22 protein-coding genes are annotated in these 25,492 nt (G+C 71.4%); 8 read left to right on the forward strand and 14 right to left on the reverse strand.

Features of this window, described 5'->3' with window-relative positions:
• Positions 1–34 precede the first annotated feature (34 nt).
• Positions 35–289: a chaplin gene (locus AB0M11_RS11255; protein ID WP_365703983.1), complete on the reverse strand. Its 255-nt coding sequence runs from the start codon at positions 287–289 to the stop codon at positions 35–37.
• Positions 290–547: 258 nt separating this feature from the next.
• Positions 548–964: a rodlin gene (locus AB0M11_RS11260; protein ID WP_365703825.1), complete on the reverse strand. Its 417-nt coding sequence runs from the start codon at positions 962–964 to the stop codon at positions 548–550.
• A 267-nt stretch (positions 965–1,231) separates the two neighbouring features.
• Here AB0M11_RS11260 and AB0M11_RS11265 point away from each other — a divergent pair, with 267 nt between their 5' ends.
• Together AB0M11_RS11265 and AB0M11_RS11270 are read left to right on the forward strand one after the other, a co-directional pair.
• Complete coding sequence (locus AB0M11_RS11265) at positions 1,232–1,645, forward strand: rodlin (RefSeq protein ID WP_365703827.1); 414 nt, start codon at positions 1,232–1,234, stop codon at positions 1,643–1,645.
• A gap of 208 nt (positions 1,646–1,853) precedes the next feature.
• Positions 1,854–2,264, forward strand: a complete 411-nt coding sequence (locus tag AB0M11_RS11270; protein WP_365703829.1) for a rodlin — start codon at positions 1,854–1,856, stop codon at positions 2,262–2,264.
• Between the two features lie 105 nt (positions 2,265–2,369).
• Here AB0M11_RS11270 and AB0M11_RS11275 read toward each other — a convergent pair whose 3' ends face one another.
• The 9 genes from AB0M11_RS11275 to iolC form a co-directional block, all read right to left on the reverse strand.
• Positions 2,370–3,860, reverse strand: a complete 1,491-nt coding sequence (locus AB0M11_RS11275; protein ID WP_365703831.1) for a von Willebrand factor type A domain-containing protein — start codon at positions 3,858–3,860, stop codon at positions 2,370–2,372.
• 157 nt (positions 3,861–4,017) lie between these two features.
• Positions 4,018–4,881 (reverse strand): ABC transporter permease, encoded by an 864-nt coding sequence (locus tag AB0M11_RS11280; RefSeq protein WP_365703833.1) that lies wholly within the window; start codon positions 4,879–4,881, stop codon positions 4,018–4,020.
• Positions 4,878–7,526: a CocE/NonD family hydrolase gene (locus AB0M11_RS11285; protein ID WP_365703835.1), complete on the reverse strand. Its 2,649-nt coding sequence runs from the start codon at positions 7,524–7,526 to the stop codon at positions 4,878–4,880. Before AB0M11_RS11285 ends, AB0M11_RS11280 begins: the two co-directional genes overlap by 4 nt.
• A 297-nt stretch (positions 7,527–7,823) precedes the next feature.
• Entirely contained in the window at positions 7,824–9,221 is a 1,398-nt protein-coding gene (locus AB0M11_RS11290; protein ID WP_365703837.1) for an APC family permease, read from the reverse strand.
• 330 nt (positions 9,222–9,551) lie between these two features.
• Positions 9,552–11,054 carry a CoA-acylating methylmalonate-semialdehyde dehydrogenase gene (gene mmsA / locus AB0M11_RS11295; protein WP_365703839.1) on the reverse strand — a complete coding sequence of 501 codons (1,503 nt, stop codon included), beginning with the start codon at positions 11,052–11,054 and terminating at the stop codon, positions 9,552–9,554.
• Positions 11,055–11,068: 14 nt separating this feature from the next.
• On the reverse strand, positions 11,069–12,940 hold the full coding sequence (gene iolD / locus AB0M11_RS11300; RefSeq protein ID WP_365703841.1) for a 3D-(3,5/4)-trihydroxycyclohexane-1,2-dione acylhydrolase (decyclizing): 1,872 nt from the start codon (positions 12,938–12,940) through the stop codon (positions 11,069–11,071).
• Positions 12,937–13,752, reverse strand: coding sequence for a 5-deoxy-glucuronate isomerase (iolB, locus tag AB0M11_RS11305; protein WP_365703843.1), 816 nt, complete (start codon positions 13,750–13,752; stop codon positions 12,937–12,939). The genes iolD and iolB overlap by 4 nt, the downstream gene beginning before the upstream one ends.
• A gap of 10 nt (positions 13,753–13,762) precedes the next feature.
• Positions 13,763–14,644 carry a deoxyribose-phosphate aldolase gene (locus AB0M11_RS11310; protein ID WP_365703985.1) on the reverse strand — a complete coding sequence of 294 codons (882 nt, stop codon included), beginning with the start codon at positions 14,642–14,644 and terminating at the stop codon, positions 13,763–13,765.
• A 59-nt stretch (positions 14,645–14,703) separates the two neighbouring features.
• Entirely contained in the window at positions 14,704–15,678 is a 975-nt protein-coding gene (gene iolC / locus AB0M11_RS11315) for a 5-dehydro-2-deoxygluconokinase (RefSeq protein WP_365703845.1), read from the reverse strand.
• A 307-nt stretch (positions 15,679–15,985) separates the two neighbouring features.
• Here iolC and AB0M11_RS11320 point away from each other — a divergent pair, with 307 nt between their 5' ends.
• Positions 15,986–16,186, forward strand: a complete 201-nt coding sequence (locus AB0M11_RS11320; protein ID WP_037649824.1) for a MerR family transcriptional regulator — start codon at positions 15,986–15,988, stop codon at positions 16,184–16,186.
• Positions 16,187–16,239: 53 nt separating this feature from the next.
• Here AB0M11_RS11320 and AB0M11_RS11325 read toward each other — a convergent pair whose 3' ends face one another.
• Together AB0M11_RS11325 and AB0M11_RS11330 are read right to left on the reverse strand one after the other, a co-directional pair.
• Entirely contained in the window at positions 16,240–17,283 is a 1,044-nt protein-coding gene (locus tag AB0M11_RS11325) for a zinc-dependent alcohol dehydrogenase family protein (RefSeq protein ID WP_365703847.1), read from the reverse strand.
• Between the two features lie 43 nt (positions 17,284–17,326).
• Positions 17,327–18,718, reverse strand: a complete 1,392-nt coding sequence (locus AB0M11_RS11330; protein ID WP_365703849.1) for an IS5 family transposase — start codon at positions 18,716–18,718, stop codon at positions 17,327–17,329.
• Positions 18,719–18,832: 114 nt separating this feature from the next.
• Between AB0M11_RS11330 and AB0M11_RS11335 the strand changes: the two genes are divergently transcribed.
• Both AB0M11_RS11335 and AB0M11_RS11340 read left to right on the forward strand, forming a co-directional pair.
• Positions 18,833–20,038: a sensor histidine kinase gene (locus tag AB0M11_RS11335; protein ID WP_365703851.1), complete on the forward strand. Its 1,206-nt coding sequence runs from the start codon at positions 18,833–18,835 to the stop codon at positions 20,036–20,038.
• Positions 20,035–20,721: a response regulator transcription factor gene (locus AB0M11_RS11340; RefSeq protein ID WP_365703853.1), complete on the forward strand. Its 687-nt coding sequence runs from the start codon at positions 20,035–20,037 to the stop codon at positions 20,719–20,721. Before AB0M11_RS11335 ends, AB0M11_RS11340 begins: the two co-directional genes overlap by 4 nt.
• A gap of 153 nt (positions 20,722–20,874) precedes the next feature.
• On the opposite strand, the gene AB0M11_RS11345 is transcribed toward AB0M11_RS11340, so the two are convergent.
• Positions 20,875–23,103 carry an MMPL family transporter gene (locus tag AB0M11_RS11345; protein ID WP_365703855.1) on the reverse strand — a complete coding sequence of 743 codons (2,229 nt, stop codon included), beginning with the start codon at positions 23,101–23,103 and terminating at the stop codon, positions 20,875–20,877.
• Between the two features lie 199 nt (positions 23,104–23,302).
• Here AB0M11_RS11345 and AB0M11_RS11350 point away from each other — a divergent pair, with 199 nt between their 5' ends.
• From AB0M11_RS11350 to AB0M11_RS11360, 3 genes are all read left to right on the forward strand, one after another.
• Complete coding sequence (locus AB0M11_RS11350) at positions 23,303–23,965, forward strand: TetR/AcrR family transcriptional regulator (RefSeq protein ID WP_365703857.1); 663 nt, start codon at positions 23,303–23,305, stop codon at positions 23,963–23,965.
• A gap of 139 nt (positions 23,966–24,104) precedes the next feature.
• Positions 24,105–25,055 carry a PrsW family intramembrane metalloprotease gene (locus AB0M11_RS11355; protein ID WP_365703859.1) on the forward strand — a complete coding sequence of 317 codons (951 nt, stop codon included), beginning with the start codon at positions 24,105–24,107 and terminating at the stop codon, positions 25,053–25,055.
• Between the two features lie 73 nt (positions 25,056–25,128).
• Entirely contained in the window at positions 25,129–25,368 is a 240-nt protein-coding gene (locus AB0M11_RS11360; RefSeq protein WP_365703861.1) for a heavy-metal-associated domain-containing protein, read from the forward strand.
• Positions 25,369–25,492: the final 124 nt, after the last annotated feature.

Here is a 25,492-nt window from a genome sequence, read left to right on the forward strand (position 1 = left end):
CAGCCGGTGGGGCTGAGGCGCTGCGTCCGTGGAGTCAGTCGTTGACGCAGGTGTTGCCGATGGCCGGGTTCAACGCGGCGGCGGCGGCGTCGAACGAGTTGCCGCAGACGTTGACCGGCACGTGGATCGGGATCTGGATCACGTTGCCGGAGAGGACGCCCGGGGAGGCGACGGCGGCACCGTGGGCATCGGCGTCCGCGAAGGCCGGGACGGCACCGCCCAGAGCCAGGATCGCGCCGGCGACGACAGCAGCGGTCTTCTTCATGAGTTTTCCCTTCTCTGCGGTCATGCCCGTGTGACGGCCGAAACCGAGCGAGCGCAGCTGGACGGCTCGCACCATGACCGGCAGGCTGTAGAACGAGGAATAGACGGCGAGGAAACTACGGAACGCGCGCCGCCCGCTAATTCACTCGATCGCCTCCGCGGAATTGACGCGACATCGGGGAAACGATTCTCCTGAAAGACGGCAGAGAATTGCCGGGAAAGCCGCTCGGGCGACGGCGCATGAGCACACGCCGTCGCCCGAGCGGACTTCACACCACCGGGGTCACCTGTTGGCGACGCCGTTCGCGGACAGGACCGCGATGTCGTCCACGATGTGCGACAGCGGCTCGTCGCCCTTGGCCTGGGTGGAGTTCTCGGCGCACTGCTGGTTCTGCGGCGCGGACAGGATGGGCACGTCCTGCAGGGCGCCGACGGCGGCGACGGCGCCGAGGATGCTCTGGGCGTTCGCCTTCGCGGGCAGGCCGACACAGAGCTTGTTGAGCGAGCCCCCCACCAGGGTGGCCTGGGGACTCATGTTGCCCTTGGTCACCGCGTTGCCGAACGCCTCGTGGGCGCCGTTACCACTCGCGGAGGTGGTGCCGTGGTCGTTGCCGGTGGCAAGCGCCTGGGGGGCTGCCGCCGCCGACACACCTACGACGGACGCGGCGACCGCCGCCGCGGCCATTGCCTTCTTCAGCATTTCCAGTTTCCTTTCCCGGCTTGCGCCAAGACGGACGTTCCTGCCCGGCATCAACCGCCCGCGCCCTGAATGGTTGCGGCAGGGCTCCGGTACGTCACCCGAACGGACCGACGGCCCGTCCGGAATTCCCGGGAACACCGGGCCACCGCCTAAACCGGGTATTACCGGGCCGTGGGCCATTGGAGTGAAGGGGAGCAACCAACCGGCGCACGGGGAGTTGACCAGAACGCTCCGGTGGACGGGGTGTCCGCAGAAGGGAATTGACAAGTGATCAAAAAGGTTCTGGCCACCGCCGCTGTCGCAGCCTCCGTCGTCGGAGTCTCGGCCGCGGCCGCCGCACCGGCCCTGGCCACCGGCAACGACCACGGCACCACGTCGGCCAGCGGCAACGGCGCGTTCCAGTCGTTCGGCAACTCGGCCACCTACGGCAACATGAGCCCCCAGATGGCGCTGATCCAGGGCTCCTTCAACAAGCCCTGCATCGGGCTGCCGGCGAAGCTGAACCTCCAGAGTCTGGCCGGTGTCGCGGCCGTCGGCGCCCTGCAGGACGTGCCGATCCTGTCCGCGCCGCAGAACCAGCAGTGCGTCGAGAACTCCACCCAGGCCAAGGGCGACGAGCCGCTGTCGCACATCCTGGACGACATCTCGGCCCTGTCCGCGAACGGCGTCAAGAACAGGTAGTCCGAAGCGCCTTCACCGGCGGGCCGCCGACTTCCCGGCGGCCCGCCGGTCCGCTGCGCGGCCCGTGTGCCCCCGTCCGGCGAGGCCTTCGTCGGCTGATCTGACCGCACTACGCCAATCGGGGCAAAAGCCGCAACCACCGGCATACTTTCGCAGTTGATGATCACGCAGCTCCTCCCCGGAGTCCGCCTTTCGAAAGGGAACCAACATGAAGAAGCTGTGGGCAACCGCGGCCGTCGCCGTCACCGTCGCCGGTTTCGCCGCCGCGGCCGCCCCTCAGGCCCTGGCCACCGGTAACGACAACGGCACCACGTCGGCCAGCGGCAACGGCGCCAAGTCGGAGTTCGGCAACTCGGCCACGTTCGGCGACATGAGCCCGCAGCTGTCGCTGGTCCAGGGTTCCCTGAACAAGCCCTGCATCGGGCTGCCGGCGAAGCTGAACATCCAGAGCCTGGTCGGTGCCGCGGCCGTCGGCGCCCTGCAGGACGTCCCGGTCCTCTCCGCGCCGCAGAACCAGCAGTGCGTCGAGAACTCCACCCAGGCCAAGGGCGACGAGCCGCTGTCGCACCTCGTGGACGACATCGCGGTCCTCTCCGCGAACGGCGCCGGCAACCGGTAGCCGACACGCTCCGCGGGCGGCGGGTCACCGGTTCCTCCGGTGGCCCGCCGCTCTGTGCTGCCCCGCGGTGGAGCGCCGTCGTCCCTGGCTCCGGGAAGGGGCGTCTCAGCCGGCGCTGCCTGCGGCACCCGCTTCCCGGATGGCCGCGGCCAGGTCGGCCACCTCCTTGTCCTCGGTCGCCCTCGCCAGGCCCTCGGCCCGGTCTCCGAGCTTCGTCAGGCCCGGTGCTCCCGGGATGTCGTAGTCGCCGCCCGCCAGCGCGTCCGCGAAGTACGCCGCCACCGCCGTCACCTGGAAGCGCGGGGAGGCCGTCCACACCGAGTCGTGCAGGGCGTCGGTCTCCATCTCGCCGGTGTTCTCGTGCGGGGTGCGGGTGTCGGGGTCCAGCCAGCGGACGGTGGCGGTGGCGAGGTGGCCCTCGGTGCCGGGGTTGGTGCGGACGGCGTAGAGGGCGGTGACCGTGTGGCCGGGGCCGACCTCGCCGCCGTCCACCCGGTCGTTGCGGAAGTCCCGGTCGGCGACCTTGCGGTCCCGGTAGCCGATCAGGTGGAACTCGGCGACGGTGTGCGGGTCGAAGGCCACCTGGGCCTTGGCGTCCCGGGCCACCAGGTCGATGTTCTCCGGGAGTTTGCGGCAGAAGACGTCGGCGGCCGCCTTGGTGTCGGCGACGTACACGGTGTGGCCGTCGCCCTTGTCGGCGAGGCGTTCCATGAGGGCGTCGCCGTAGTCACTGCCCACGCCCACCCCGAACAGGGTGATGCCGTACTCGCGGCGGGCGCCGTCGACGCGGTCGAGGATGGTGTCCGGATCGGTGTCGCCGTCGTTGGCGAGGCCGTCGGAGATGAGGACGACCCGGTTGGTGGCGTGCGCGCGCCGGCCCGCGACGGCGGTGGCGTAGCCGGTCTCGACGCCTTCGCCGAGGTTGGTGGAGGAGAGGGCGTCCAGGCCGTCGATCGCGTCGTGGATCTCGGCGCGGTGGCCGCCGAGCCGGGTCATCGACAGCACGGTCTCGGCGTGTTCGCTGAAGGTGACGAGGGCGACCGAGTCGTCGTCGCGCAGCCGGTCGGTCATCGTGTCCAGGGACTTCTTGGCGAGGTCGAGGCGGCCCGGCTCGCCCATGGAGCCGGAGACGTCGATGACGAAGGTGAGGGCGGCCGGGGGGCGTTCGCCGGAGTCGTCGGCGGGGCTGGTGGCCAGGCCGACGCGGACCAGCGACCAGTTCGGCCTGCTGGTGCGGGCGCCGTCGACGGTGACCGTGAAACCGTTGTGCTCGGGGGTGCGGTAGTCCTGGCGGAAGCTGTTGACGAATTCCTCGGGCCGGATGGTGGCGGGGTCGGGGCGGCCGCCGTCGGCGAGGGTGCGGCGGGCGTAGCCGTAGGAGGCGGTGTCGACGTCGAGGGCGAAGGTGGAGAGGTGGTCGGAGGACGGCGCGGTCTCGGCGCCCTGGGCCTGCGAGGGGGCGGGGGCGCGGTGGTAGTCGGGGCCGTTGTAGCGGTTGCCGCCGTCGCCCGAGCAGCCTGCCAGGAGCAGGGCGCCCGCGGTGGTGAGGGCGAGCAGTGCCCCCACGGTCTGGCGTCGGGTCCGGTGTCGGTTCATCGCGTGTGCCCCCTGTGCCGCTCGGAGTCGACTTCCTGACGTGTCGTCGACTGTGACGGCGCAGGGGACAGGAACGTGCGCCCCGGCACGTTGCGGATGGATCTCGAACCGGCCACGGACCAGGGGTGCCGAGGCCGGAGGGAGATCGTCCGGTGACCTAGGAGACGATGTCCTTGCGGGCGAAACCCCGGAAGGCCAGGGCGAACAGCACCAGGGCGTACGTTATGGAGACCGCGGTGCCCTGGATCATGCCGGACCACTCCAGGTGCGGCTGTACGGCGTCCGCCCAGGCGAACTGCCAGTGCGCGGGCAGGAAGTCACGCCAGTGCCCGAGGGCGGTGACCGCGTCCAGGACGTTGCCGACGATGGTCAGGCCGACCGCGCCGCCGACCGCGCCGAGCGGGGCGTCGGTCTTCGTGGAGAGCCAGAACGCGAGGCCCGCGGTGACCAGTTGGGACAGGAAGACGTACCCGACCACGACCAGGAGGCGCTGGGTGGCGGTGGTGGTGTCGAGTGTGCCGCCGGTGGGGATCTGCAGCGGGCCCCAGCCGTAGGCGGCGGTGCCGACGGCGAGGGCGACCAGGGGCAGCAGGATCATCGCGGCCAGGCTGAGGCCGAGCGAGACGACCAGCTTGGACCAGAGCAGGCGGGCCCTCGGCACCGGTGCGGCGAGCAGGTAGCGCAGGGAGGACCAGCCGGCCTCCGAGGCGACCGTGTCCCCGCAGAACAGGGCGACCGGGATGACCAGCAGGAAGCCCGCGGACACGAACAGGTTGACCGCGGCGAAGTTGGCGCCGGACGCGGTGGCCGTGTCCAGGAGGGTGACCTGGCCGTTCTCCCTGCCCGGCTGGCCGCCGACGGCGAACGCGATCAGCAGCACGAAGGGCAGGACGGCCAGGATCGCGCCCATCACCAGGGTGCGGCGCCGCTTGAGCTGGCGGACCAGCTCGACGCGGAGCGGCAGGGTGCGGCCCGCCCGGTAGCCGGAGGCGACCGCGGCGTTCTCGGTGAGCGGGCTCACGCGGAACCTCCGATCAGGGTCAGGAAGGCGTCTTCCAGACGGCGGTGCGGGCCGACCGACGCCACCGGCACGTCGAGCCGGACGAGTTCGGCGACCAGTTGCGGGGCGCTGCCGCCGGGGTCCAGGCGGACGAGCAGGCCGTCGTCCGTACTGGTCACGGTGGCCACGCCGGGCAGGGCGGCCACCTTCTCCACGAGCGGCTCGGCCACGGGGGTGCCGGTGCCGACGAGGAGGGTGTCGCCGGAGCCGATGATCTCGGCGACCGGCCCGGCCTGGACGAGCCGGCCGCGGTCCATCACCACCAGGTGGGTGCAGGACTGCTCGACCTCGGCGAGGAGATGGCTGGAGACGATCACCGTGCGGCCGGCGGCCGCGTAGCGGATCATCACCTCGCGCATCTCGCGGATCTGCGGCGGGTCGAGGCCGTTGGTGGGTTCGTCGAGGATGAGCAGGTCCGGCAGGCCGAGCATGGCCTGGGCGATGGCGAGCCGCTGGCGCATGCCCTGGGAGTACGTGCGGACCGCGCGGGCCAGCGCGTCGCCGAGGCCGGCGATCTCCAGGGCCTCGTCCAGGTGGGCGTCCTCGGGGGGACGCCCGGTGGCCTGCCAGTACAGTTCCAGGTTCTCCCGGCCGGAGAGGTGCGGCAGGAAGCCGGCGCCCTCCACGAAGGCGCCGACCCGGGAGAGGACGGGCGCGCCCGGACGGACGGCGTGGCCGAAGATCCTGACCTCACCGCCGTCCGGCTTGATCAGGCCCATCAGCATGCGCAGGGTGGTGGTCTTGCCCGCGCCGTTGGGGCCGAGGAGGCCGAGGACCTGGCCCTGCTCGACGCGGAAGGAGAGCTCCCGGACCGCGTACCGGTCGGTCGAGCGCGCGTAGCGCTTGCTCAGGTCCGTTATCTGCAGCGGGACGTCGGCCAGTTCGGCGGCCGGTGCCGGGCCCGCGGTGCGGCGGCGGCCGGTGAGCAGCAGGGCCAGAGCGGCCACCGCGCCGGCCAGCGGCAGCCACCACACCCAGGCGGGCAGCGGGGCGGCGGCCGTGTCCACCTGGGGTGCCGTCGGCACGCTCAGGGGGCCCTTGAGGGAGACGGTGTAGGTGGCGGGGGCGGCCGGGGAGGCATAGCCGAGGTCGGTGGAGGCGAGGACCAGGCGCAGCCGGTGGCCCTTCTGCACCTCGTGGTCGATGGCCGGGAGGGTGAGCGTGACGTCCTTGCCCGCCTTGGCTCCCTCGACGCGGACCGGGGCGACCAGCTGGGCGGGCAGCACCTGCTGGGTGCCGTCCGGGCCGACGTCGTACACCTTGCCGAAGAGGACGGCGTCGTCGCTGGTGGAGGTGAGGTGGACGGTGGCCGTGGGGGTGCCGGTGATCTGCACGGCGGCGGTCATCGGGGCCGAGTCGAAGCGGGCGTACTGGCCGGGGAAGTCCAGGGAGATGCCGACGCCGAGGGAGGAGAGCTGGGCGAGGCCGCCGGCGCCGCCGAGGCCGGGCAGCGCGGAGACGCCGGGCGGGCTGGCGCCGGCCGGGTTGGCGACGCGCTGGGTGCCGCCGTGCAGGGCGATGTCCTTCCGGTCGCTCTCCAGGCCGGGGTAGCTGTCGGCGGTCGCGCCGCGCAACTGGGCGGTGCCGTTGGTGGAGTCGACGCCTCCGGTGCGGGTGATCCGGAAGGCGGGCCCGGTGGCGGTGGCCTTGTCGCCCTTCAGATACCGGTCGAACCACGAGGTCACCCGGCCCTCGACCCGGCTGGTCTCCAGGTCGCCGCCGTCGTGGCCGCCGGCGATCCAGTCGACGTCGACGGGGGCGCCGTTGGCCTTGACGGCCTTCGCCGCGGCGTCGGACTGGGCGAGCGTGAAGAGCGAGTCGGTCTGCCCCTGGAAGAGCAGCGTCGGCACCTTGATGCGGCTGCCGACGGCCGACGGTGACCGTTCCTCAAGGAGCTTGACGGCCGCCGCGTCCGGTTTGCCCGACTCGGCGACCCGGTCGTACATCGCGCACAGCGCGGGCTCGAACTTCGCGCATCCGCCGCCGGTGTTGAAGAAGATGCCGGCCCACAGCTTCTTGAAGACGCCGTCCGGGAACAGGGCGTCCGCGAGGTTCCAGTACGTGATGGAGGGGGCGATGGCGTCGACGCGGTCGTCGTAGGCGGCGGTGAGGAGGGAGATCGCGCCGCCGTAGGAGCCGCCGGCCATGCCGACGCGCGGGTCGCCGGGCTTGTCGAGCTGGACCTGGGGCTGTTTCGCCAGCCAGTCGATGAGCTGGGAGACGTCGGCCACCTCGCCCTTGGGGTCGTTGAGGCCGATCTTCCCGGTGGACCTGCCGAAGCCGCGGGCGGACCAGGTGAGGACCGCGTAGCCGTCGCGGGCGAGGTCCTCGGCCTCGGCGCGCATGTCGTCCTTGCTGCCGCCGAAGCCGTGGGCGAGGAGGACCGCGGGGCGTCGGCCGGTGCCGGCGGCGGTGAAGAACGAGGTGTCGAGACGCACCCCGTCCACGGCCATGACCTTGTCGGTGCGGTGCACCGGGGACGGGGCGTCGGAGGCGACGGCCGTCCACGTGCCGGCGGCGCCGAGCACGACGACGGCGGCCGCGGCGGCCAGCAGCCGCCGCGGCCGCCGGAGCAGCGCTCGCGGGCCGGGGGGTCGAAGATCCATGCTCCAACGGTACGGGTATGGACTGACGTCCGACGCCGACGGTGGGGTGAACCCGGGGCCATCCCCGGGACGTACAGAGACGTCCACCCGTACTCCGCCCGCGGTACGGCTCCCCTCGATCCCGCCGCCACGGCGGCGGAATTCGGCGGTGCCGGAGCGGCCGGTGGGCGGGTGCGGGGCCGGTGGGGGCTGGGCGCGCAGTTCCTCCCCCAGCCTTCGGCCGGGGGTACCCCCAGCGCCCCTGAGGTCGGCCGACCGACCCGGCGTTCACAAGTCGGCGGCGTTCACGCAGACCGCTTACGCCTTGGTGTCGTCCGGGATGGAGACCAGCCAGTGGGTCTGCTTGCGGGGGCGGAGGTAGAAGGCCCAGTAGAGGGTGGCGGCGGCGGTGATGCCGCCGGTCCAGAGGAGGTAGGTCGTCTCCTGCTGGGTGAGGATGTAGCCGAGGACGGCGATGAGCAGGATCGGCATCGCGGGCCAGAGCGGCATCCGCCAGGCCGGGGTGTGCTGGTGGTGGGCGCGGCGGGAGAGCAGGGCGGCGACGGCGACGAGGAGGTACATGCCCGTCACCGAGACGCCCGTCACGCCGTACAGGGTGTCGAGGTTGACGAAGCAGAGGAGGGCGCCCGGGACGCCGACGGCGAGGGTGGCGACCCAGGGGGAGCCGAAGCGGCCCAGCCGGGAGAGGGCGCTGTTGACCGGGTTCGGCCACGCCTTGTCGCGGGCCGAGGCGAACAGGACGCGGGAGTTCTGGATGACCATGACGATGCCCGCGTTGATGATCGCGAGGGCCACGCAGAGGCTGACGAAGGTGCCGACCGCGGAGTTGGACCAGGCGGTGACCATGGAGCTGATGTCGCCACCGGTGAGGGCCTTGAGGTCGCTCGCGCCCATGGTGATCGCGGCCACCGGGACCAGGATGATCACCGTGGAGATCGCGAGGGTGGCGAGGACCGTACGGGCGACGTTGCGGCGCGGGTCCTCCAGTTCCTCGGAGAGGTAGACCGCCGTCGAGAAGCCCTGGGTGACGAAGAGGGCGATGGCGAGGCCGGAGACGACGAGCATGGCGGTGACGGTCGTGGTGTGACCGCCCGCGTCCGCGACCTGCATCGAGGTGAGGCTGCCCACGCCCCGGTGGCTGTGGGAGAAGCCCAGCACGGCGACCAGGCCCGCCGCGATGACCTCCAGGACCAGGAAGATGCCGGTGATCCAGGCGTTGGCGCGCAGGTCAAGGAGGCCCGCGAGGGTCGCGAGGAGCATCACGCCGGCGCCGGTCACGGCCGGGTCCAGGTGCACGATCGGGGCGAGGTAGTCGGCCGTGCCCATCGCGATCACCGGGGGCACGATCATCACGACGAGGAGGGAGAGGACGAAGACCAGCCAGCCGGCGAGACGGCCCGCCATCGTCGAGACCATCGCGTACTCGCCGCCCGCGCTGGGGATGAGGGTGCCCAGCTCGGAGTAGCAGAAGGCCACGGCGATACAGAGGAGGGAGCCGATGGCGATCGTGAGGGCGGTGGCGGTCCCCAGGGAGCCGAAGAGGTCGGGCACGACCACGAAGAGCGTGGAGGCCGGGGTGACGCAGGAGAGGGTGAGGAGGGTGCCGCCTACCACTCCGATGGAGCGCTTGAGCGTCTTGGGGCTGCCTGACGCCTCGGTGACGGCGTTCTCGACAGGGCGGAGCGTGTCGGTCATGCGGCGGTTCCGATCGGGTCGTGCGGATGCCTCCGGCGGTTGGGCTGCGCTGCATGGAACCCCGACGAAAACCATCGCGTCAATGGCTGTTTACCTTCGGATTCCGCACTCGTAAAGGGTTCGATGCCGCATCACTTTCTTAGGGAGGAACCCATTGGCGAGGCAATCATCAAGACAGATCGCTGCACGACCTTGCTTTTGAAGGTCATGAACGCAAAGGACTTAAGTCACCCGTTTCATCCCACGGAAACGGGAACCGAAGGTGAGTCGACGAAAAAAGTCGAGGCCGTCCGGTATCCGGACGGCCTCGACGGGGTAGAGCGGTGACGCTCAGTGGTTGCGCGGGAAGCCCAGGTCGACACCCGTAGGGGCGTCCGCCGGGTCGGGCCAGCGGGTGGTGACGACCTTGCCGCGGGTGTAGAAGTGCGTGCCGTCGTTGCCGTAGATGTGGTGGTCGCCGAAGAGGGAGTCCTTCCAGCCGCCGAAGCTGTGGTAGCCGACGGGGACCGGGATCGGGACGTTGACGCCGACCATGCCGGCCTCGATCTCCAGCTGGAAGCGGCGGGCCGCGCCGCCGTCCCGGGTGAAGATCGCGGTGCCGTTGCCGAAGGGGGAGGCGTTGATCAGCGCCACGCCCTCCTCGTAGGTGTCCACGCGCAGCACGCACAGGACCGGACCGAAGATCTCGTCCTGGTACGCCTTCGCGGTGGTCGGCACCTTGTCGAGCAGCGAGATGCCGATCCAGTGGCCGTCCTCGAAGCCCTCGACCGTGTAGCCGGTGCCGTCCAGGACGACCTCCGCGCCCTCGGCGGCGGCGCCGGAGACGTAGGAGGCCACCTTGTCGCGGTGGACGGCCGTGATGAGCGGGCCCATCTCGGACGTCGGGTCGTTGCCGGGGCCGATCTTGATCTTCTCGGCGCGCTCGCGGATCTTCGCCACCAGCTCGTCGCCGATCGCGCCCACGGCGACCACGGCGGAGATCGCCATGCAGCGCTCGCCCGCCGAACCGTAGGCCGCGGAGACGGCCGCGTCGGCCGCCGCGTCCAGGTCGGCGTCCGGGAGCACCAGCATGTGGTTCTTGGCGCCGCCGAGGGCCTGGACGCGCTTGTGGTTGGCGGAGGCGGTGGTGTGGATGTACCGGGCGATCGGCGTCGAGCCGACGAAGGACACCGCCTTGACGTCCGGATGCTCAAGGAGCCGGTCCACGGCCACCTTGTCGCCGTGCACGACGTTGAAGACACCGTCGGGCAGACCGGCCTCGGCCAGCAGCTCGGCCAGCTTGATCGAGGCCGAGGGGTCCTTCTCGGACGGCTTGAGGACGAACGTGTTGCCGGTCGCGATGGCGATCGGGAACATCCACATCGGGACCATCGCCGGGAAGTTGAACGGCGTGATGCCCGCGACGACGCCGAGCGGCTGGCGGATCGAGGAGACGTCGACCCGGCTGGCGACCTGTGTGGACAGCTCGCCCTTCAGCTGCACGCTGATACCGCACGCCAGGTCCACGATCTCCAGACCGCGCGCGACCTCGCCGAGCGCGTCGGAGTGCACCTTGCCGTGCTCGGCGGTGATCAGCTCGGCGATCGCGTCCCGGTTGGCGTCGAGCAGGGCACGGAACTTGAACAGGATCTCCGTGCGCTTGGCCAGCGACGACTGGCCCCAGCTCAGATACGCGTCCTTGGCGGCGGCGACCGCGGCGTCCACCTCGTCGACCGAGGCGAAGGCGACCTTCGTGGTGACCGCGCCGGTGGCCGGGTCGGTGACCGGACCGTAGGTGCCCGACGTGCCGTCGACGGACTTGCCGCCGATCCAGTGGTTGACGATCTTCGTCATGACCGGTTACTCCTTCACAGATGGCGGCGTCGGGTCGAGACGTGCCGTTCGTACAGCTCACGTGCCTTGACCGCGGCGGATCGGGTCGCGGTCTCGGCCACAGGTACATCCCACCAGGCCTGCGCCGGAGGCGGGCCCGACACAGTGTCGGCCGTTTCGGTCTCCACGTAGACACATGTGGGAGTGTCGGCGGCCCGCGCCTCGGCGAGCGCCGCGCGCAGGTCCCGGACAGTCTTCGCGCGCAGGACGCGCATGCCGAGGCTGGCCGCGTTGGCGGCGAGGTCGACGGGGAGCGGGGCGCCCGTGAGGGTGCCGTCCTGGGAGGGGAAGCGGTAGGCGGTGCCGAACCGCTCGCCGCCCACCGACTCCGACAGCCCGCCGATGGAGGCGTAGCCGTGGTTCTGCACCAGCAGCACCTTGATGGCGATGCCCTCCTGCACGGCGGTGACGATCTCGGTCGGCATCATCAGATACGTGCCGTCGCCGACCAGCGCCCACACGTTCCGCTCCGGCGCCGCGAGTTTCACCCCGATGGCGGCCGGTATCTCGTAGCCCATGCAGGAGTAGCCGTACTCCAGGTGGTACTGGTCGTGCGAGCGCGCCCGCCAGAGCCGGTGCAGGTCGCCGGGGAGGGAACCGGCCGCGTTGATCAGTACGTCCGTCTCGTCGACGAGCGCGTCCAGGGCGCCGAGGACCTGCGGCTGGGTCGGCCGGACGTCCGGTTCGTCGGCCTCGTAGCAGGCGTCGACGCGCTGCTCCCAGCGCTCCTTGTCCTCGGTGTACTCGGTGACGTAGGAGTCGGCGGTCCGGTGACCGTCCAGGGCCTTGGTCAGCTCGGCCAGAGCGCTGCGGGCGTCGGCGACCAGCGGCAGGCCGGCCAGCTTGTGGCTGTCGTAGGGGGCGATGTTGAGGTTGAGGAAGCGGACGCCGGGGTTCTCGAAGAGGGTGCCGGAGGCCGTGGTGAAGTCGGTGTAACGGGTGCCGACGCCGATCACCAGGTCGGCGGTGCGGGCGAGTTCGTCGGCGGCGGCGGTGCCTGTGTGGCCGACCCCGCCGACGTCCTGCGGGTGGTCCCAGCGCAGCGATCCCTTGCCGGCCTGAGTGGACGCGACCGGGATGCGGGTGGCCGCGGCGAACTCGGCGAGGACGGCCTCGGCGCGGCTGTGGTGGACCCCGCCGCCGGCGATGATCATGGGCCGGCGTGCGTCCCTGATCGCCGTCACGGCCGTGGCGAGTTCTGCGGGGTCTGCGGCCGGCCGCCGTACGGTCCACACCCGTTCGGCGAAGAACTCCTCCGGCCAGTCGTACGCCTCCGCCTGCACGTCCTGCGGGAGGGCGAGGGTGACCGCGCCGGTCTCGACGGGGTCGGTGAGGACCCGCATCGCGGCGAGAGCCGAGGGGATCAGCTGCTCGGGACGGTTGATCCGGTCGAAGAACTTCGACACCGGGCGCAGGCAGTCGTTCACCGACACGTCGGCCGCGTACGGGACTTCGAGCTGCTGGAGGACCGGGTCGGCGGGGCGGGTGGCGAAGACGTCGCCGGGCAGGAGCAGGACCGGGAGGTGGTTGATCGTGGCGAGGGCGGCGCCAGTGACCAGGTTGGTGGCGCCCGGACCGATGGACGTCGTCACGGCGTGCGTGGCGAGACGGTTCGACTGACGCGCGTAGCCGACCGCCGCGTGCACCATGGCCTGCTCGTTGCGGCCCTGGTGGTACGGCATGTCGTCCGCGTGCTCCAGGAGCGCCTGGCCGAGCCCGGCCACGTTGCCGTGGCCGAAGATCCCCCAGGTGGCGCCGATCAGGCGGCGGCGCTCGCCGTCCCGCTCGGTGAACTGGACGGCGAGGAAGCGGACAAGCGCTTGCGCGACGGTCAACCGAATCGTCATCGGTAACCCTCCGTATGGTCCGGGTGGAAGCAGATCCGCCACTCCCGCGTCGCACCGGGCCCCGCCATGACGTTCAGGTAGTACATGTCGTGCCCGGGCTGCGCGATCGACGGGCCGTGCCATCCGTCGGGAACGAGCACGGCGTCGCCGGAGCGGACCTCGGCGAGGACGTCCGTACCGCCCTCACGGGAGGGGAATACGCGCTGGTACCCGATACCGTTCGGTCCGTCGATCTCGAAGTAGTAGATCTCCTCCAGCTCCGACTCCTCGCCGGGCCGGTGCTCGTCGTGCTTGTGCGGCGGGTAGGAGGACCAGTTGCCACCGGGCGTGAGCACTTCGACGGCGATCAGCTTGTCGCACTCGAAGGCGGACGCGGAGGCGAAGTTGCGCACCTGGCGGGCGCTGGTGCCGCTGCCGCGGTCTTCGACGGGGACCTCCGGCGCGGGGCCGTAGCGGGCGGGGAGTCGTCGCTCGCACTTCGCTCCTGCCAGGGCGAAGCGGCCTCCCGCGCCGGAGGCGATCTGGACCTGGGCGTCCCGGGGCACGTACGCGAAGTCGGAGACTCCGCTGAACACGCTTTCCCGGCCCAGGATCTGGAACTCGTTTCCCTCTGTGCGCACCGTACAACCGCCCTGCAGCGGAAGCACGATCCACTCGCTGTCCCCGGTGGTGAACAAATGCGTTCCCCCTGGGGCCAGTTCGACGATCCTGAGGCTGCTGTGCGCCCAACCGGCCCGCTTGGGGTCGATGTCGAGCGCGTACTGGGCGTTCGCGGTCGAACCCTTGGTCAGGTGCAGGTCGTTGGTCGTCATCTTCTCGCCCTCACAGGAGTCCGACGGCGGTGTCCACGGCGGCGGCCACGTCGCCGTCCGCCGGGTACAGCAGCGAGCGGCCGACCACCAGGCCGCGCACGGTGGGGAGTTGCAGGGCGCTGCGCCACTTCTCGTAGGCGCCGTCCTGGTCGTCACCCACCTCGCCGCCCAGGAGCACGGCGGGGAGGGTGGACGTCTCCATGACCTCGGCCATGTCGTCGGGGTTGTCGGTGACCGGCACCTTCAGCCAGGTGTAGGCCGAACTGCCGCCGAGGCCCGAGGCGATGGCGATGGACCTGGTGACCGCCTCCGGGGACAGGTCGTTGACGACCTTGCCCTCCGGGGTGCGGCGGCTGATGAACGGCTCGACGAAGACCGGGAGCCGGCGCGCGGCCATGTCGTCGATGGCGCGGGCGGTGGACTCCAGGGTGGTCAGCGAGCCCGGGTCGTCGTAGTCGATGCGCAGGAGCAGTTTGCCGGCGTCGAACCCGAGGCGCTGTATGTCCTCGGCGCGGTGGCCGGTGAACCGGTCGTCGAGCTCGAAGGAGGCGCCCTGGAGTCCGCCGCGGTTCATCGAGCCCATGACGACCTTGCCGTCGAGGGCGCCGAGCAGGAGCAGGTCGTCCAGGATGTCGGCGGTGGCGAGGACGCCGTCGACGCCGGGCCGGGACAGCGCCAGGCAGAGCCGCTCCAGCAGCTCGGCCCGGTTGGCCATGGCGAGCTTGCGGCCGCCCACGCCGAGCGCGCCGCGGGCCGGGTGGTCGGCGGCGACGATCATCAGCTTGCCGTCCTCGTCGAGGAGCGGGCGGCGAGAGCGCCGGGCGGCCGCCTCGGCGATGGCCTCGGGGTGGTGGGTGCGGGTGTGGACGAGGGCGGAGATGTCCACCTTCACCTGCGGACCGGGAACGCCCGCGCCGCCTTCGTGGTGCGCGCCCGTGACGCGGCCCGCCCTCACAGCACCGCTCCGGCGGCGAGCGCGGCGTCGATCTCTTCGCGGGTCGGCATCGCGGAGGAGCACTCCAGGCGGGAGGCGACGATCGCGCCGGCCGCGTTGGCGTGCCGCATGATCTTCTCCAGGTCCCAGCCTTCGAGGAGGCCGTGGCAGAGGGAGCCGCCGAAGGCGTCGCCGGCGCCGAGGCCGTTCAGGACGTTCACCGGCAGCGGCGGGACCTCGGCCGAGTCGCCGTCGCGGCTGACGGCGAGGACCCCCTTGGGTCCCTGCTTGACCACGGCGATCTCCACACCCGCGTCGAGGAGGGCCTGGGCGGCGGCCCGCGGCTCGCGCACGCCGGTCGCCACCTCCACCTCGTCGAGGTTGCCGACGGCGACGGTGGTGTGCTTGAGCGCCTCGGCGTAGAAGGGCCGGGCGGCGTCCGGCCCGCGGCGGGAGCCGTTGGCGTCACCGCTCCAGAACATCGGGCGCCAGTCGAGGTCGAAGACGGTCGTGCCCGCCTTGGCGCGGTGGGCGAGGGCCGCGAGGGTCGCCGTGCGGCTGGGCTCCTCGCTCAGGCCGGTGCCGGTGATCCAGAAGATCCGGGCGTCGCGGACGGCGTCGAGGTCCAGCTCGTGGGCGTCGATCTCCAGGTCCGGGGCCTTCGGCTGCCGGTAGAAGTAGAGCGGGAAGTCATCCGGCGGGAAGATCTCGCAGAACGTGACGGGGGTGTTCAGGCCGGGGACCGCGGTGACCCAGCGGTCGTCCACGCCGAAGCCCCGGAGGGCCTCGTGCAGGTAGGCGCCGAAGGCGTCCTCGCCGGTGCGGGTGATGACGGCGGTGCGCCGGCCGAGGCGGGCGGCGGCCACCGCCACGTTCGTCGCCGACCCGCCGAGGAACTTGCCGAAGGACGACACCTGGGCGAGCGGGACTCCGGTCTGGAGCGGATAGAGATCCACCCCGATCCGCCCCATGGTGATCAGGTCGTACGCCATCGGCTTCCCTTCGTCGTGGCTCTCCCGTGGTTTGTAGTCCGGGACCGGAGGTCGTGTCAATGGTTTGTCCGGACATTCGGACGAGAGTTGGGCCATGTGTCTGCGTCAGCCGTGTCACAAACACCCCCGTTGTGTCACACATGTCACGCATACGCGGGTTCTCGGTCACACCCGGTCGACAGGCACTTGCCCACGGTCACTCTCCGTCGTTCACCGGGCACAGGCTTTGTGATCGCCAGCGCAGCGTCCGGCTCCCCCGACGACCGCCTCCGGTCGGCCCCGCGGCGCGCGCAGGGAGGTGCATCTCATGACCGACCGAAGGCTCTGGTCCTACAAGGAGATCGCGGCGCACATCCGGGTGCAGCCGGACACCGTCCGCTCCTACCGCAAGCACGGACTGCTCCCGCCGCCGGACCACGTCGAGGGCGGCAAGCCCTACTGGTACGCCGACACGGTCCGGGCCTGGGTCGCCTCCCGGCCCGGCAACCGGGGACGCAGAGACCTCTGAGCCCCCTTCCCGGCGCGGGACGCCCCGCCTGCCGAGGGCGGGACACACCTGTGTCAGGCCCACGGCTCGATGACCGTCACCCCCGCGGCCGGGGCCCCGCCCATCGCCGCCAGGGCCGCCGGGGCCGCGTCCAGGGTGATCGCCGAGGTGACCAGGAGGTCGGGGCGGAGGGTGCCGGCGCGGACCAGTTCGAGCATGGCGGGGTAGGTGTGGGCCGCCATGCCGTGGCTGCCGAGGAGCTCCAGCTCCAGGGCGATCGCGCGGGCCAGCGGCACGGGGGTGTTCCCGTCCGGGGAGGGCAGCAGGCCCACCTGGACGTGCCGGCCGCGCCGGCGCAGGGAGTTGACCGAGGCGGCCGAGGTGGCCGGTGAGCCCAGGGCGTCCAGGGAGAGGTGGGCGCCGCCGGCGGTCAGGTCGCGGACCGTCGCCGCGGGGTCCTCGTCGTCCGCCGCGTTCACACCGTGGGCCGCGCCGAACTTCTTCGCCAGGTCCAGGGCCTGGGGCGACACGTCGACCGCCACCACGCGCGCCCCCGACGCCGCGGCGATCATCACCGCCGACAGACCCACGCCGCCGCAGCCGTACACCGCCGCCCACTCCCCCGCCGCGACCCTGCCCTGCTGCACCACCGCGCGGAACGCGGTGGCGAAGCGGCAGCCCAGGGAGGCGGCGGTGGCGTACGACATGTCGTCCGGGATCGCCACCAGGTTCACGTCGGCGTGGTCCAGCGCCACGTACTGGGCGAAGGAGCCCCAGTGCGTGAAGCCGGGCTGGGTCTGGCGTTCGCAGACCTGCTGGTCGCCGGCCGCGCAGGACGGGCAGCTGCCGCAGGCACAGACGAAGGGGACGGTGACCCGGTCGCCGGGGTGCCAGGCGGTCACCCGGGCGCCGACCTCCTCCACGACCCCGGCCAGCTCGTGGCCGGGGACGTGCGGGAGGGTGACGTCCGGGTCGTGACCCTGCCAGCCGTGCCAGTCGCTCCGGCAGAGGCCGGTGGCCTCCACGCGGACGACCACTCCGTGGGGGGCCGGGCGGGGGTCGGGGACCTCCCGTACCTCGGCGGGGGTGGCGTAGTGGTCGAAGACGACGGCTCGCATCGCGCGTGCTCCTTTCGGGGGGGCTGCGGGGGCTGCGCGAAGGCTAAGCGCCGCGGGAGTCCCGGTGCAGCGCCGGTTCCGGCTCGTCGTGGCCGGTCGCGCAGTTCCTCCCCCCGGCCTTCGGCCGGGGGCACCCCCAGCGCCCCTTTGAGGGCGCGTTCGGCTCAGTGCGTTGCGGCAAAGGGAGTCCCTGTTCGATGAGAAGGGGCTTCTTCAAGTGCGGGGCATGATCGCGACGGGGTAGGGGCAGGCAGCCGCGTTGTCCGTCAGAGCGGCGCACGACCTCGACGCGCACCCCGTGACGGGCGAACGCCTCGGCCAGGGCCGGGCCCTGGTAGGCGCTGTCGACCCACACCAGTTGCAGCAGCCGGCCCGGCTGGTCCATGAACGTCTCCAGCAGTGCGAGGGCGGCCTTGGAGTCGTGCACATCGGCCGTGGTCACGGTCACCTCCAGGAGCAGGCCCTCGGTGTCGGTCAGGATGTGACGCTTGCGCCCGTCACGTGACTTGCCGCCGTCGTATCCGCGACGCTCCTCGCCGACGGTCTCGGAGGCGTCCACCGACTGACTGTCGATGACTCCCGCACTGGGCTCAGTGTTGCGGCCGACGCGTTCCCTCGCCGTGCGGCGCAGGCGTTCGTGCAGTTCACGCACGTAGCCGCAGGCCCGCCAGCGGCGGAAGAAGTCGTAGATCGCCCGCCAGTACGGGAAGCCGACCGGCAGAGCCGTCCACTGCACGCCGTTGTCGACCAGATATGACAATGCCCGGCCATTGCTACGCTCCTCGGTCTGAAGCGGCGCTGCGCGTAGCGTCAGCCGGTGCAGGGAGCGGTGGTGGGCGCCGGACGACCGCATAGCCCATCCCAGCAGCATCCCGGTGAACAGTGCTGTCACGTGGCCGACAGGAGTGACCCCCAGCGTGGTCAGGCCGCTCGTGATGTGCGGTGCACGCACCACGAGCGCGGCGAACGCGGTCCATCGGTGCCACCGCCTGGCCCCCGCTACCACCACGGCGGCCAGGCCCGAGACGATCACGTAGGACGGGCCGACGTCCAACATCACACGCAGCGCCGGGTCTGCCTGGCCTCCCGCGATCCGTGCGGCCAGCAGCCCTTCGCTCACCAGTGTGCCGAGGACCTGGCCGGCCGCGACCAGCGCGAGCGTCCGCATGTTGCCGAACCGGATGACGAGAAACGCCAGCATGGCCCCGGCGAAGGCAATGCCGCGCAGACTGGCCCAGGGATCGGCGCCGAACAGGAAGGCGGAGGTGATGAGCGCCTCCACAGGATGATCTCCCAAATTGGCCAGGTTGGTCGACGCCCAGGCGTTCACCGCTTGATCACCGCCGTATGTCAGGGACGACACGGTGGCGAGCAGGGCGAAGCCCCAGGGAACAGGGGAAAGCCAGCGGCGGGCGGGAGTCCGGGAGAGATCCATGCGGCCGACCCTGGCAGAGGGTGCCCGTCCTGCGGATCTGGCCACGGAATGACCGCCTGATCTCTGTCTCCGGACAGAGGCGGATGGTCCCTCCACCCGGTTAGGGTCGAATGCATGCGCATGATGATGAGGCATGATGCGGCACCCCGTGCCAGGAGGCTGACGCCACATCAGCTGGTCGCGCTGGACGTGCTTTTGGCCGTGGTCCTGATGGCGTCGAACGTCTTGTGGTGGACGCTTGGCACGCATCGCACAGGCTGGCCGGCCTGGCAGACCGTGCTGACGGGCTCGTTGGGCATGGCCGTCGCCTTGCGTCGACTGCTGCCACTGCCTGCGCTGGCAGTGGGGTCGGTGGTGATGGCCACCGACGGCGCGCTCAGCCTGACGGGGGTGCTGGCGACTGCCTTGCTGGTATACGGGGTGGCAGCCGCCCGACCCGTGCGTGTCGCCGCCTACGCGTGCATGGTGGCAGGCGCAGCACAACTCGCCTTGATGATCCCCATGCAGGACATCACAGGGCACGACTACTGGGGGTGGCCGGGGATGACCCAGAGCCTCATCGTCGAGGCCGCCGCCTGGGCGATCGGATGGTCCACCAGACAGGGCCGTGCCTACACCCGGGGCCTGGTCGAGCAGGCCGAGGAGCGGGCACAACTCCTCCTCGTCGAGGAACGCATGCGCATCGCCCGGGAGTTGCACGATGTCGTCGCGCACAGCCTGAGCATCGTCGCGGTCCAGGCGGGCGTCGGCCACCACGTCATCGGCAGCCGGCCCGACGAGGCCGCGAAGTCCCTCTCCGCGATCGAGACGACGAGCAGGCAAGCCCTGGGAGAGCTGCGTTCACTGCTGGGTGTCCTGCGCGATGACGACGGCGCCGAGTGGCTGCCCGGCGGCCTGGACGACCTCACCACGCTCCTCGAGCAGATCCGACGGGCCGGTGTCCAGGTCGATTTGACGATCAGCGGTCACCCGGACACCCTGCCCCGAGGCGTGGACCGCGCCGCCTACCGCATCGTGCAGGAAGCACTGACCAATGTCGTCAAGCATGCCCACACCGGCCACGCCCGGGCCACGGTCGCCTACGCGCCGGGCGAGGTCGCTCTCACAGTCGTCGATGCCGGAGTCGGCCGCAGCACATCCATCCCCATCACCGAGGGCCACGGCCTGACCGGCATGAAGGAACGCGCCGCCCTCTACGGCGGCGAGGTCCACGCAGGCCCGCTCTCGCCACACGGCTTTCGCGTCACCGCCCGGCTGCCGTACGCCACGGATGAGCGCACAGCTCAGTTCCCCGTGGGCGCCCACCTGGAGGGCGCATGACAGTGCGGGTCGTCGTGGTGGACGACGAGACACTGGTGCGCGCCGGGTTCCGTGTGCTGCTCGAGTCGGAAAACGATCTCCAGGTCGTCGGAGAGGCCGCCGACGGGACCGAGGCGGTCAGGGTGATCCGCGAACTGCGCCCCGATGTGGCCCTGATGGACATCCGGATGCCCGGGCTCAACGGCATCGAGGCCATCCGCACGCTGTTCGGCAGCCCGTCCCCGGTGCCCGTCCACGTCCTGGTGCTCACCACCTTCGACCTGGACGAGTACGTCTTCGAAGCGCTCCGCGCAGGCGCCGCGGGCTTCCTCCTCAAGGACACTCCACCCGCACGCCTGATCGACGCCGTGCGGGTGATCGCCACCGGGGAGTCGCTGCTGTCCCCCGGCGTCACCCGCAGGCTCATCGAGACCTACGTCCGCCGCCCCGGCTACCCCGGCCCGGTCACCCATGCCCTGGACGGTGTGACCGGCCGCGAGCGTGACGTGCTGGGACTGATCGCACGTGGCCTGTCCAACAGCGAAATCGCAGCCGAGCTGTATCTGACCGTCGGCACGGTCAAGACCCACGTCAGCCGTCTGCTGATGAAGCTGGGGGCCAGGGACAGGGCCCAACTCGTCATAGCCGCCTACGAAAGCGGCCTGGCCAGTGCTTGGGGTGCACGACCTCGCGGCGGACAATGATCCGCCGCAGGAGCCGGACGGTCAGGTCGAGCAGGTCAGTGATGTCCACCAGGCGGGGGACTGCCCTTCGCATCGAGCGCGGGCGCCCATTCAGTGCGTTGTGGCAAACCGGATCTTGTTCGGGCGGCAGCGGGTGGTCGTCTGGACGGACGTTCAGGCGCGTCCGATCGGAGCCGGGTCCGGGCGGGGTGCCGCCGGCGCGGGCGTCTGCTGCTCGCCCTCGCTCAGACCGAACCGGTCGTGGAAGCGGCGCAGGGGGGCCGGGGCCCACCAGGTCGCCTTGCCTGTCAGGCGCATGATGGCCGGGACCAGGAGGCTGCGGACGACCATGGCGTCCATGAGGACCGCCAGGGCGATGCCGAGGCCCAGCATCTTGGTGTTGGTGACCCGGGAGGTGCCGATCGCCACCATGACCACCGCCAGGATGACCGCCGCCGCGGTGATCAGGCCTCCGGTGCGCTGAAGCCCGAGGCGGACCGCCCTCTCGTGGTCGCCGGTCCTGTCGTACTCCTCCTTGATGCGGGAGAGCAGGAACACGCCGTAGTCCATGGAGAGGCCGAACGCCACGCAGAACATCAGGACCGGGAGCGTGGTCTCGATCGAGCCGGTGCTGGTGAAGCCCAGCACGTGCGAGAGGTGGCCGTCCTGGAAGACCCAGACCACCGCGCCGAACATCGCCGTGAGGCTGAGCGCGTTGAGCAGCACCGCCTGCACCGGTATCAGGACGCTGCCGGTGAGGAGGAAGACCAGCAGCAGGGTGACGATCGCGATGACGGCCGCCGCCCAGGGCAGGCGTGCGGCGATGGCGTGCTTGGAGTCGACCAGGACCGCCGCCGTGCCCGTCACCTTCGTGTCGAAGGGGGCCTTGAGCGCGCGCACCTCGCCCACCAGCCGCTGGGCGCCTTCGTCCACCGACTCGCCCTTCGGCTGCACCGTGAAGTACGCGGCGTCGCCCTTGACCACGGGTCCGGCCACCGCGGCCACCTCCGGCAGGGCCGCGACCCGCTGCCGGTACGCCGTGTACTGCGCCGGGGTCGCCCCGCCCTCGGCCAGGACTTCGAGGTCGCCGCCGGGGTTGCCCGGGAAGCCGTCCCGGATGTGCTGCTGGACGACGTGGGACTCGGCGCCGGACGGCAGCTGCCGGTCGTCGGCGGTGCCGAACTTCACGCCCAGGAACGGCAGTCCGAGGACGATGAGGAAGGCCGTGGTGGCGACGGCGAACAGCGGGGCCCTGCGCATCACCAGGGTGGCCGTGCGCGCCCAGGCCGTGCCCCCGGCGCCGGAGGGGCGGGCTTCCCGGCCCCGGCGGAACAGCCGTCGCAGATCCAGCGCGTTGACCCGGTCGCCCAGCAGGACCAGCGCCGCCGGGAGCAGGATCAGGGCGGCCGCGGCGGCCAGCAGGACCACCGCTATGCCGGCGTAGGCGAACGAGCGGAGGAAGTACTGGGGGAAGACGAGCATCGCCGCCAGGGAGGCGGCCACCGTCAGGGCCGAGAACAGCACCGTGCGCCCGGCCGTGCGCAGGGTGGTGCCGACCGCCGTCAGCGGGTCGGCGCCCGTGGCCAGTTCCTCGCGGAAGCGGCGGACGACGAAGAGGGCGTAGTCGATGGCCAGGCCGAGACCGAGGGCCGTGGTCAGGTTCATCGCGAAGACCGAGACGTCCGTGAAGGACGTGATGCCGCGCAGGACCGCGTTCGTGCCGAGGATGGCGACGATGCCGATGCCCAGCGGAAGCAGGGCCGCGATCGCGCTGCCGAACACCATCACCAGCAGGACCAGGGTGATGGGCAGGGCGATCAGCTCGGCGCGGGCCAGGTCCTCCTTGATGATCGTCTGCATGTCGCTGCGGACCGCCACCATGCCGCCGACCTTCACCGTCACCGGGCCGTGGGTGCCGCGGTAGTGCGGGGCGATGCGGTCCAGGGTGTCGGCCGCCGCTTTCTCGTCACCGGTGATGCGGGCCGCGATCAGGGCCTCGTGGCCGTCCTCGGCGCGCAGGGCCGGCGATCCGGTCTGCCAGTACGAGCCGACGCCCGTGACGCCCGCCTCGCCGGACAGGCGGGCGGCGAGGGCCCTGGCCTCGGCCGCCACGGCGGGGGTGTCCACCGAGCCGCCCCGCGCGTCCACCAGCAGGAGCAGGTTCGGCTGGGAGTCCGGGAACTCGCGCTCCAGCGCCTTCGTCGCGTACGTCGACTCGGCGGCCGGGTCCTCCCAGCCGCCGCTGCCGAGCCGGTCGGCGACCCCGCTGCCGGCCAGCACGGCGAGCGCGGTGATCACCAGGGCGAGCAGCAGCGAGAGCCGTGGGCGGGCGGTCACGAACCGGGTCCAGCCGCCTGGACGCGCCCCGCTCCCGGCCTCCGAGGGCTTGTTGACTTCGGTCATCCTGCGGTGTCCCCTTCACCATGACCACTGCCCGCCCGGTACGCATCGGCTTCGCGCGCAGGGCAGCATGGGTCGGCCATTGCCACTTAGACTGGCAAACACGAGTCGTCGCTCGCGTTTCATCAGAATGCGAGCGAGGTCTCGCGTTTGTCAATCGCGTCCGAGGACCTGGGGATAACGCGTGCCCGACAAGCCCGACATGTCAGAGCAGCCCGACGGCACGGCCACGGGCAAGGAGCCGCCGCGCAGGCGGCAGGCCCGTGGCGAGCGGCGCATCCAGCAGCTGCTCGAAGCCGCCGCCTCGGTCTTCTGCACCACGGGCTACACGGCCGCCAGCACCAACGCCATCGCCCGTGAGGCCGGCGTCTCTCCCGGCACGCTCTACCAGTTCTTCCCGAACAAGGAAGCGATCGCGATCGAGCTGGGCGGCCGGCTCATGCACGACCTGCGGGACACCTACGGCGAGGCGCTCGCGCCGGTCGAGCCCGGCACCTCGCTGACGGACGCGGTCGGCGCCACCGTGGACCGCCTCACCGCCTTCAACCTTGAGCACCCGGTGTTCTTCGCCCTGATGCACGGCCCCGACGTGCCCGGCGGCATCACCGAGGCCCACGAGGCCCTGCACACCAACCTCCTCGGCCGCGTCGAGGGCCTGCTCGCCTCGCTCCTCCCGCCCGACGCCGACCAGGCCCTCGTCACGCGGACGGCCCACGTCAGCCTCGCCCTCTACAAGGCAGGTCTGGAGCTGGTCCTCGGCCACGAGGGCGCCGAGCGCCAGGCGTACATCCAGGAGATCAAGAACGTGCTCACCCGGTACCTCGCCCCCCTGGTGGGCGACCGCCTCGGCCACCCGGCCGGCTGACCGCCCACCCCCCTGGCACCCCCCGGACTGCGCCCCACGGTACATATGCCTAAAGTGCGGGTAAATCGCCCCCGATTCCGAGCCCGAGCCCGAGCCGACGAGGGCCACCCGTACCCGCAGGAGCACAAGGGGACCCGCCTTGACCCACTCTCCGCAGTCCGGCCGGCCGCGGGCGCGCATCCCCGGCCCGCAGCAGCCGCCACCGCCGTACCCCCGTATCCGCGCCGGCCTGTGGAAGCGCTGTCTCGGCGGCGGACTCGCCCTGTGGGCACTGACCGCGATGGTCACCTACACCACGAGGAACACCACCCTGCTGCCGACGCTGATCCTGCTCGGCAGCTTTCTCGTCCCGGTCGTCTTCGTGCTCTGGGCGTACGAGCGGCACGGCCGTGACCTGGGGGTCAGCGCGATCCTCGGCTGCTTCCTGACCGGCGGCACGCTCGGGGTGCTGGGCGCCTCGGTGATGGAGTTCTACCTGGTCCGCCCCTCCTGGGGGATGTTCGTCTGCGTCGGCCTGATCGAGGAGGCGGTGAAGCTCGGCGCGCTGGTGTTCGTGCTGCGCCGGCTGCCCGGAATCCGGGGCATGCGGGCCGGACTGGTGCTCGGCGCCGCCGTCGGCTTCGGTTTCGCGGCCCTGGAGAGCGCCGGGTACGCCTTCAACGCGGCCGTCTCCACCGAGGGCGTCGACCTGCGCGCGCTGATCGAGACGGAGATCCTGCGCGGAGTGCTGGCCCCCTTCGGGCACGGCCTGTGGACGGCGATCGCCGGCGGGGTGCTGCTCTCCTTCCGCCGCCTGAGCGGCCGTTTCCGCCTCACGGCCCCGGTCCTCTCGGCCGGCCTCGGGGTCGCCCTGCTGCACGCGCTGTGGGACTCCACGCACGGCGTCGCGATCTGGCTGGTCGCCCGCCTGGCGGACACCGGACTGGACCGGCAGCTGTTCGCCGAGGGGTACATCCCGCGCCCCAGTACGGCACAGGAGCATCTCTTCACGGTGTTCTCCGTGGGTCTGCTGGTACTCGTCGCCCTGCTCGGGGCCGCCTGGGTGCACTCGCTGGCGCGCCGCGACCCCTCTTGGAGAAATACCCCCTAGGGGTATAGTGTGGCGACAGTGGGGTTCCCTCGTGGGCCCCATCGGCCCCACCCGCCTCGACGAGGAGAACGACATGACCGCCCAGACCGACACACCGGGCTCCGTGACCGCCGTCTACAAGGTGACCGGCATGAGCTGCGGACACTGCGAGGGTTCCGTCTCCGCCGAGATCTCCGGGATCCCCGGCGTCAGCTCGGTGACGGCCGTCGCGGCCAGCGGCGAGGTCACGGTCGTCTCCGCGGCCCCGCTCGACGAGGAGGCGGTCCGCGCCGCCGTCGACGAGGCGGGCTTCGAGCTCGCCGGCCGCGCCTGACAGCCACCCGACGCGCACCCCGGCACCGCAGGCATCCCCCGCACCGCGGGAACGGCCGACACCGCACGCGCACCGCAGGCACCACGAGCAGCACAAGCACCACCGAGCAGCACACTCATCACCC

Source organism: Streptomyces sp. NPDC051987 (assembly GCF_040680735.1).
In the GTDB taxonomy this organism is placed as follows: Bacteria; Actinomycetota; Actinomycetes; order Streptomycetales; family Streptomycetaceae; genus Streptomyces.